Genomic DNA, 8,242 nt, shown 5'->3' with positions numbered 1-8,242 from the left:
GTTAACACCTTTGACGGTTGTTGTCTGAGATCCGATAGAAGATGAAGGATCTTCATTCGTAATTTGAATATCGAAGTATGTATCAATACCATACTTTGTGTACTGCAGCATGAGCTCACGGAATTTCGAGGTGACATAATAGATTGTCATCGTTCCGGTACCCGCGAACCCGTTAGCTTTGTTTTGCGTGGCGTTCTTGCCAAGGGTGCGAATCTCTTTCTTGTTCTTCTTTGCCTTCGCCTCGAATTTCTTCACGTAGAACATTTCCTCGACGTTCCCGTTAATCGTTGCGTAAGCACGCCCGGACTGTCCGGAAATTGTATCCTTCGCCATCAAAAAAGACATCTATATCACCCTTTCTACTGAATTTTGACGAGATTATAAATCTTCTCGATGGAGTCAACCGGCTGCACACTATACTCGGCATACACCGCATCAGCATCGTCTCCTTGTACGATCGTGATATCCGTCTGAGAATTAAAGTTCTGGATCGCATTGAGCGCCTGCAGAGACTCCAAATAATTCACATATTCATTCTTCAGAAGGTTGCGACCGTCTGCGTTATTGTCGACCTTACCGATGTAATAATTATCATTGATCGTTTTCAGGTCGTTGTTAATCGCATCAAGAACGCGCACGACACGGTTCTTCGAAAATCGTTTATCCTTCGTAGGACTGAAGCTAGTGAACGTGTTGATGTCCTGCTCAACGACCGCTCGACCTTGATTCGGAGTGAATACGAACTCACCATTCAGGAGAGCTGTCTCGATCTGCGAATTCGTATAGCGAGGGCTGACATCGACTGCACCGTCATAAGCTGTCCGAGTTAGGGACGTATTGACTTGAGCGGAAGCTGTCGCGCCTGCCACCCAAGCAACTGCCTGAGCTGCTGTAATCGTCGCGCCTGTCGCAAGCACTACGCCGTTTTTAACGCTGATCACGCCTTCGTAATCTGCATCAGGATAGTTCTCTAATACGACCTGAATCTTCGTCCCCTCATCGTCGCGTAGGCGCTTTGCAAAGGACACATAAAGAGCCTTCAATGTCGGATCTGTGGAAGTCAATGCAAGCGCGCTAAAGTCCTCAACTTCAACAGCAGTTAGAAAGTCTGTATGATCTCCATTGATTACGACACCATCTGCGCCGCCCGCTAGAGTTATACCCGCATTAGTTGTCAGCGCTCCTGTGCCGGACCAATCAATCCATGCATTAGCTACAAGCCCGGAGATCGCGGACACGGTTTGCTTGTCTGCCTGTACAGCATCAACTAGAGTTACAACGTCGAACTTCGAAGCATCATCGATGTTAACCGTCACAGCTACCGTGATATCATTACTTCGTACGCCGCCATATTTAGCCGTTGCTGTCAGATTGCCAAGTGTTGCGGTCGCTTTAGTACCTGCATTTAAACGATACAGTAAAAGCTTCTTAGCACGCTTCAGCGCCTCGTTAATAAGCAGCAGCTTCGAATCAGTGATGTCATAACCAAGCAACGTTTTCAGGTTGTCACCTGCGTTAATCTCGATCACAGTTTTTGAAGGTCCCCAACTTAGAGCGAGTGCGATCGCCACGATACCCCGAGCACCCAAAGCGCCTACTGTACCACTTGTCAGAAAGTCAAAATAACTTCCTGGCCGCACTTTATTTTGAGCTGTAAAAGTACCTCCTGCCATTTATTGCACTTCCTTTCTTACAAAGTCATCGGCGATCTCTCGCACCTGATCTTTGGTATATGTTTTGTTGTCGTCCAGTAATGCGCGAAAGATATCTTTCTCTAATCCCGTGTAGGATTTTGATACGAGAAATTGCTCTTTCGTGAATTCAGGCTGCTGGTTACTTTTTTCCTTAGTCGCCACTGAGATTACCCTCCCGTTCAATCTTTTGCATCCTATCGACCGTCTCTTTTTCAAGGATCACCTTTATATTGAAGTTGACGAAAAAGTGCAGGATATCGTCGACAATCTCGTACCTCAATCCGTTTGACCTCACTAAACCATATTCCGTTGTGACATACCGCAGAGGCTCGAATAGACTTTGCGCAATCGCTCTGCAATCTGCTTTAGGCAAAAGGCTCTCCCTATCTGGAAAGTAATGCACGTTGAAAAGCATGTTGCGACTTGATCGCCGGTTATATCCCGGAGCCTGCGCTGTATCTAGCTGCATAACAAAAAAAGCAGGCTGGGAAAAGCCCTGCTTTATCTGCTCTGTATAGATCGGGACTGTGGAATCAATCTCACTCAAGCGAGCAACGATACCATTCAAGATATGATCTTCCATCAACCTACCACCTTAAATGCTCCTTTATAAACTGCTCCAGCTTTCTTTCAAGAATAGCCGGCAATTCCCTCTCCAATTCCTCAATGGAAGTAGTAAGCATAAACCGTCCTTCGACCCATCCTCTATGATCTTTCGTCCTATGACCATACTCAACGTACATCGCATATTCAACAGGATTAATTATCTCTATTTGAATTTGAGAGCCTACACGTTGAATGGGTCCAATCGACCAACCTCTTCGCAATTCACCCGTGAGAACTGGAGTGCGAGCTACAGTTTTCGCAAATAAGCGACTCACCAACTCCTTTAAGCACTCTTCCTGAAAAGCAGGAGCATGTTCTCGAAGTTGGTCAAATCCTTGCTTAAAATTCTGTAGCCCCGAAAAATCAAAATCTCCAAGCCTGGTCATGCTCGGCCCACTTGTTTTAACAAGATCTCTTGATGTGTGGCGTATCGGAATGGCTCGCCTACTTGCTCAAATTTCTGGTCCATTCCATTTTGTAGGACCCGGATCTCGCAGCCTGCTGTTATTGTTACATCAGGAGAAATGAACAATTTCGCATCAAATCCGATCGTATTATCCGTTTCAGTTTTACTAGAACTAGCAAGAGTAGTTTGTGATAGCCCGCAAGGCTCGTTTTCAAAAAGGTGGATCCTCTGCTGTCCGGTTACATGTGTACTCGGATTCTTTACCAACTGGAATGTTGTAACTGTGCAAGATCCCTCATACGTGCTCTCAATCGCCGCACGCTCTGCAGCAACGTTACCGAATGCCATTAGTGAGAACAGCTTGAATTACCGTTTCTATCGTAAAGGTTAGCCGAGGCTCTTTACTGATATCCTCAACTGGAATTCCAAGCAGCTCTTTAAGTCTGAGCACGTAATCATTGATCGTCATCGTCATTGTCATCCTCAATCACAGCTGAACCAGCAATTACACCATCTTTTATGAGAGCTGCTTTATCCTCCGCTGGAATGTCTAATTTTTCTCCAGCAGAATAATAAGTACCTCGATATTTAACGTTTTGCATGAATTTAACTTTAACAGTCTTTGGTTTTTCTTCTTGGGCTTTAGTCGTCATCTAGAAAACACCTCCAATTAATTAATTTACTTTGGCAATAAAAATTTGATCAATTCGTTCGAATGAAGGCAATGTAATTGCAGATACGATCGTTTCTACGTTTACCGGATGCGGCTCTTTAATAGTAGTAATAGCAACACCGGTATTAACAATGGATACATCAGCGGTAGTACTACCCGACATTAAATCAGATTCCTCAGGTGTTGTACCGAAGTACGTATTCCCAAGAGCTCCCTCTGGAATAAGAGTGAAATAATCATCCGGATAGAACAAGTTGCTGCTGCCGTCTTGTAGACCAAACTTCTTGTTGTATACAGCGATCGATACACCAAGTTTATTTTGAAGATACTGCTTCATGAGAGCATCGGTCATAATAATGTTCTGGCCACCAATTGGATTCATATCCAAACGAATAGCCGTATTTTTTAGAATATAATTCCATGTCTTACGCGTGCAAATTCCGTTTAGAGGACGTACTCCAGTTTCATCCTCAACCGTATCCTGCCATGTTTTGATATCCCCGACAATATCTGCTGTTGGATCACTCCATTTATCCGTGCTCGTTAATGTTACTTTGTGGTTAGCCGGCATCTTGTAGTCGTAATCATAGTTCAATCGATTAGCCACAATGCTAATCTTACCGGTTGAGAGAAGCTGCATAATCATCCTCTCTGGATTTACTAAAGCGCCACCGACCAAGTTAGTTACATCATCATAGATATTGTTAATTAGTGGCATCAGATAGCTTTCATTATCACTAGCTGCTAACCGATTCAATTCTTGACGATCTTTTTCACCAATACGCATTGCTTCACGGAAGAAAGGCATTTCGGTTTCAATTTTCTTGAATCCAATACGATCACGGAGAGTTGCTTTAGCATCAAAAGCAGAAGGGAGCAGAGCAACCGGTAATCCCTTTGAACCCTTAATCCATTTGAGGTCTAGTCCAAGTTGTTTCTTTGCTGGAAACAAAGTAGCCCCCAGATATGGAATGGCATTTGAAGTGTTCGTCTCGTAATAGGTAGCAATATCCATGGATGAGCATAGCGCCTGCAGCAGGTCCATAAGTTACATCAACGTCAGTAAATAACACACCTTCAGCGTTGGAAACACCTGTCGTTGTTACTGCCTTTTTCGCTTTCTTCGTCTGATCTGTCAAAATGCCATTGCCAATAATCGTGCCAGCCGGGACGATCTTCTTGCCGTCAGCATTAGCCACAATCCCCGTGTCGTCCACCATCACTGCAAGATTTACGTAATGGTCCGGAAATTTCAAGATTTCCTTCTTATTGTTTGTAAAGATCGTTTCTGTGTATTTCATCTCCACATGACCTCCATAAAATTATTGAAAATATGATTCACGAGCTTTATCTAAAACCTCACCCTGTTTCGCGACCTGTTCGGCCAGTCGCTTACCAATATTATTCTGATCTTCTCCACCACCGCCCCCTTTGTCCCTGCCATCTGCAGGAGCCATTCCCTTAAACTGCTGCTGACTAGATTTTTCAGGAACAAACAAAAAAGCCTTGCTCGTTTGCAGGGCTTTCACTTGTTCTTCGAGTCCAGCTTTCACATTGCCGGTATCGTCGAGCTCAACTTTATTTTTGTCCAATAATCCTATTACCATCTCAGGGTCATAAACCTTCCCAGACAAGGCCATCTTAACAGCCGTGGTGACACGGAGTTCTTTTAAATCAGCTTCATACTTATCTGAAGTAGCTTTGTTATCTGTTTGAAGCTGAGTAATCTGATCCTGAAGAATCTTATTATCACCGGCTGATTTACTGAGAGTCTCGAGCTGCTTATCTCGCTCTTTGAGAGTGTCTTCCGCTGTTTTCTTGGCGTCGTTTACTTCTTTAAACCTGTGTTCAGGCACCCAGCCTCTATAGTTTGTCTCTACACCTTCAACTATTGCAGTGATTTGCTCATCGCTTAGCCCTCGCTGTTTCAAAAGCTGTTTTAACCATTCCATTTTRCAAGCCTCCACTTTTTGTCCCGGTCGTGTCCGGTTAATTTGTAATGCAAATAGGGCTCAAGCAGTTTCAGCTCAAGCCCAAAATAAAAAGCACCCGGCGCATAAGCTGAGTGCTTCTATTTTTGATATTCGATTGTAAACTTTCCTTTTTCCGTCTCAACAACGACACCTTTTCGGCCATCCGGGAATTCTAGCTTTAACCCTTTTGGAGAGCCAACGAATTTATCCATCCTATCTGGTCTGATTCCATGTTCCCGTTCACTTTCCTTCGCCATTTGGCAAAACCTCCACTGTGAGAAATAATGTGCCGGCGTCTTCGATTGCATCAATAATAACATAATTGATTCCGTGATCCAATAGGAATTCGTACTCTGCCGGGAATGAACTGATCGATATCACCGGAGCACCATAGGTGCCTGGAGGAAGTCTGAGCTCAATCTGCACTTTTCCGCTAAATGCTTCCTTAGCTAATAGTGATGTGCTCATGAATGCAGGATCTGTTACTTTGACGCCAATTAGATCGGCAGCCGCAAAACCTTTAAATATATTATGGGATAGCCCCCGGAATACCTTGATAGGTTCCTTTAGATCAAACTTCTGTAAGCCGCTGCTGATGTCCTCAATCTTCTTGTCGATAAGTGGCTCAGAATATCCGTTACGTAAATTCTCATTAATTTCCTGATAATCTGAACCGGTATAATCCACAATCGCATTGCGTTCATCTTTCGTGAGAGCCTTCTCCCAATCGGGAGCTACTGCGTCGTCCCAATCGTAAATTTCATCAGGCGAGGTGAATGTCTTGTACAATACCGGAAGCTCATCCTGTGAGACTTTCTCAACCGGCTGCACAACATGATCCCTCGGAGGCTTTGTTGCATCATCCAGCAAGTGCTGCTTTGCCCATTGCTCATAATTCATATCGCCAGGTACATCGTATGTTTTACCATTTCCCCCTCGAGCCGCACGCTCTTTTACGTTGTCTTCATAATATGGAATGTCTACCGTCCTGCAGCGTGCATGAAATGGAGCGCAGTTAAGCCCTGCCTTTGCTTCCGACACTAGAAAAATGCTACCGTCCATCGTCCTACAAATATCCGATGTCCGCTTATCCAAGGTTGCCACATTTCTATATTTCTCAACGTTTAGCTCTACATAAGAAGCCCGGCGTGAAGCTCCAGAGAAGCATGCTGACTCAGTAAGGATCAAAGTTTCAGCTCGTGTGCGAGATACTCCCATGCGTTCAGATAATCGCGTTATCATTAAATCTGATGAATCGCCTCGAATCAGTCCCTGCGTCAAAGTTGTTTGAAGCTCATGGATCAGTTTGCTACGATCTCCCCAAATTCTTTGACTAAAGTTACTACCATCCGGAGCCCAAGGTGTAGCAAGCAGGCTTTGAATTTGCCTAGAATTTAGCTTAGCAAAGCTTGCCCCTAGCCCGATTCCCTTCTGTAATTCGAAAATGTTCTGATAGTAACTATCCTTATAAATGTCACCTAATAAACTCGAAGCTCCCGTTTGGCGTTTAGCGGTGAGCAATTCGACTTGTTGCCTCATTTGTATCTGCAATGCTTCTAGCCGACTCATACGGACGCGAATACTCGCATTTTCTAGTTCCTTCATCCATCGTTGGTCAATGGCATTTTCACGGCCAGCTTTGATGTAATCCTCAACAGACCATCTAAATTCCTTTAGCTCACCAGCCTTAAGCATCTGACGAGCAGTCGCCAGATCTACGTCCTTGTTTTTAGCAAAACGTTGATAGAAAGCATTAATATCCTTTTGAATAGAGGCCATTGCCTTTCCGTATTCACGTTTCATGTTCTGGATATAAGCTTCACCTTTCGCCAGCTGCGCTTCGTTCAGCTGCTCCATTCGCTGAGCCCAATACTCTGCTGACCTCATGATGATTCACCAGTAATTTTAGCTTCATAGGCAAGATCATCCATTGTTTTCTTCCGATCGGTTTCCAGTCTCTTCATTTCATCCTGAGGATTGGTCACCCACGGATGATTCGCAACAATCGTCTCTTCTGAAATAACACCTACGCTGTTCTTCGCATTAGTGATAGTATCCATTTCATTGATGAGGATATCTCGGTTCAAAATGAAATCAACAGATTCCTCAGAGAAGTCACCCTGACCGCTATTTGCTAGATGCGTATCAATAAACCATCGAAGCTGCTCCAGGCTTGCTTGAAACTCTGTTTCTATATCATTGGCGTCCAGGTCCAAGTCTTGATATAGAAATTTTAATGCAATGCCACTCGGGCTGTTTCCAAACTTATCGGACTGCGTATCCACGCCGCGTCCGAATTCGTATATATCTTTTCGATTCATATCTTGATGTGTTTTGTAAGCTTCGGTATTAATGTCTAAGGAGAGCGTGTCAACTGCCCCATCATCCATAACTTTTACCGCACGAAACACTGAGAGATTGCGTCGGAACTCTCCAAGGTCTTGTCCATCATAGTTTTTTATGACATAAACGCTATTCGGTAAATCATCCAGATTATTCGAGTTATCGCTTTTCTTACGATCGTAATCATCCACCAAAGCTTGAATGAATTTGACCAATGGAAGCTCGTCCTCATGATATTTGAAGCATACGAATGGAACTCGGGCCCAGTTCAACGGTATCTCTTCGTCTCCTTCAACCAATGTGAAGTGGGTCCCATTACCCACCGAATCATAGTCTGGTGACATGCCAACACCATCAAGAACGTATCTCTTCACACCGGTTGTATCCCAGAACTCAATTTTCTTGATGACTTTCTTCGTTTTACCCTCATACACCTCAATCTCGTAAACTCGAATAAGTGCATCCAGCTCGGTGTGGGCAGCATCCCGCCATAAAGGAATGCATTCCTCAGCGGGGATTCTCTTAAGTGAGAGCACACCTGCAGGAC

At 44.2% G+C, this 8,242-nt stretch carries 14 protein-coding genes; all 14 read right to left on the bottom strand.

The features are described 5' to 3' along the window. Nucleotides 1–345 (bottom strand): phage tail tube protein (locus AC1DUA_RS27885; RefSeq protein ID WP_477502862.1); only part of this gene is annotated, 345 nt, incomplete at its 3' end. 14 nt (nucleotides 346–359) lie between these two features. Next, nucleotides 360–1,673 carry a phage tail sheath family protein gene (locus tag AC1DUA_RS27880; protein WP_477502861.1) on the bottom strand — a complete coding sequence of 438 codons (1,314 nt, stop codon included), beginning with the start codon at nucleotides 1,671–1,673 and terminating at the stop codon, nucleotides 360–362. Beyond that, a complete protein-coding gene (locus AC1DUA_RS27875; protein ID WP_477502860.1) occupies nucleotides 1,674–1,856 on the bottom strand; it encodes a hypothetical protein in 183 nt (60 codons plus the stop codon). Then, a complete protein-coding gene (locus tag AC1DUA_RS27870) occupies nucleotides 1,846–2,277 on the bottom strand; it encodes a phage tail terminator family protein (RefSeq protein WP_477502859.1) in 432 nt (143 codons plus the stop codon). Before AC1DUA_RS27870 ends, AC1DUA_RS27875 begins: the two co-directional genes overlap by 11 nt. 4 nt (nucleotides 2,278–2,281) lie before the next feature. Further along, nucleotides 2,282–2,686: an HK97 gp10 family phage protein gene (locus tag AC1DUA_RS27865; RefSeq protein WP_477502858.1), complete on the bottom strand. Its 405-nt coding sequence runs from the start codon at nucleotides 2,684–2,686 to the stop codon at nucleotides 2,282–2,284. Continuing rightward, on the bottom strand, nucleotides 2,683–3,054 hold the full coding sequence (locus AC1DUA_RS27860; protein WP_477502857.1) for a hypothetical protein: 372 nt from the start codon (nucleotides 3,052–3,054) through the stop codon (nucleotides 2,683–2,685). The genes AC1DUA_RS27865 and AC1DUA_RS27860 overlap by 4 nt, the downstream gene beginning before the upstream one ends. Next, the gene (locus AC1DUA_RS27855; RefSeq protein WP_477502856.1) at nucleotides 3,041–3,175 is read right to left on the bottom strand and encodes a hypothetical protein; all 135 of its coding nucleotides are present in this window, start codon (nucleotides 3,173–3,175) and stop codon (nucleotides 3,041–3,043) included. The genes AC1DUA_RS27860 and AC1DUA_RS27855 overlap by 14 nt, the downstream gene beginning before the upstream one ends. After that, nucleotides 3,162–3,359 (bottom strand): DUF7210 family protein, encoded by a 198-nt coding sequence (locus AC1DUA_RS27850; protein WP_477502855.1) that lies wholly within the window; start codon nucleotides 3,357–3,359, stop codon nucleotides 3,162–3,164. Before AC1DUA_RS27850 ends, AC1DUA_RS27855 begins: the two co-directional genes overlap by 14 nt. A gap of 21 nt (nucleotides 3,360–3,380) precedes the next feature. Beyond that, the gene (locus tag AC1DUA_RS27845; RefSeq protein WP_477502854.1) at nucleotides 3,381–4,331 is read right to left on the bottom strand and encodes a major capsid protein; all 951 of its coding nucleotides are present in this window, start codon (nucleotides 4,329–4,331) and stop codon (nucleotides 3,381–3,383) included. Further along, the gene (locus tag AC1DUA_RS27840; RefSeq protein WP_477502853.1) at nucleotides 4,285–4,680 is read right to left on the bottom strand and encodes a hypothetical protein; all 396 of its coding nucleotides are present in this window, start codon (nucleotides 4,678–4,680) and stop codon (nucleotides 4,285–4,287) included. Before AC1DUA_RS27840 ends, AC1DUA_RS27845 begins: the two co-directional genes overlap by 47 nt. Nucleotides 4,681–4,701: 21 nt before the next feature. After that, nucleotides 4,702–5,331 (bottom strand): phage scaffolding protein, encoded by a 630-nt coding sequence (locus AC1DUA_RS27835; protein ID WP_477502852.1) that lies wholly within the window; start codon nucleotides 5,329–5,331, stop codon nucleotides 4,702–4,704. A gap of 119 nt (nucleotides 5,332–5,450) precedes the next feature. Next, complete coding sequence (locus AC1DUA_RS27830) at nucleotides 5,451–5,609, bottom strand: hypothetical protein (protein ID WP_477502851.1); 159 nt, start codon at nucleotides 5,607–5,609, stop codon at nucleotides 5,451–5,453. Then, nucleotides 5,593–7,239 carry an ADP-ribosyltransferase gene (locus tag AC1DUA_RS27825; protein WP_477502850.1) on the bottom strand — a complete coding sequence of 549 codons (1,647 nt, stop codon included), beginning with the start codon at nucleotides 7,237–7,239 and terminating at the stop codon, nucleotides 5,593–5,595. Before AC1DUA_RS27825 ends, AC1DUA_RS27830 begins: the two co-directional genes overlap by 17 nt. Continuing rightward, on the bottom strand, nucleotides 7,236–8,242 hold a 1,007-nt coding region (locus AC1DUA_RS27820; protein WP_477502849.1), incomplete at its 5' end, for a phage portal protein. The genes AC1DUA_RS27820 and AC1DUA_RS27825, both read right to left, overlap by 4 nt.

The sequence above is a fragment of the Paenibacillus sp. 01T422 genome (genome assembly GCF_056398785.1).
Note: the sequence above shows the minus strand (reverse complement) of the source record. Positions and strands in the feature narration are given on the sequence as shown.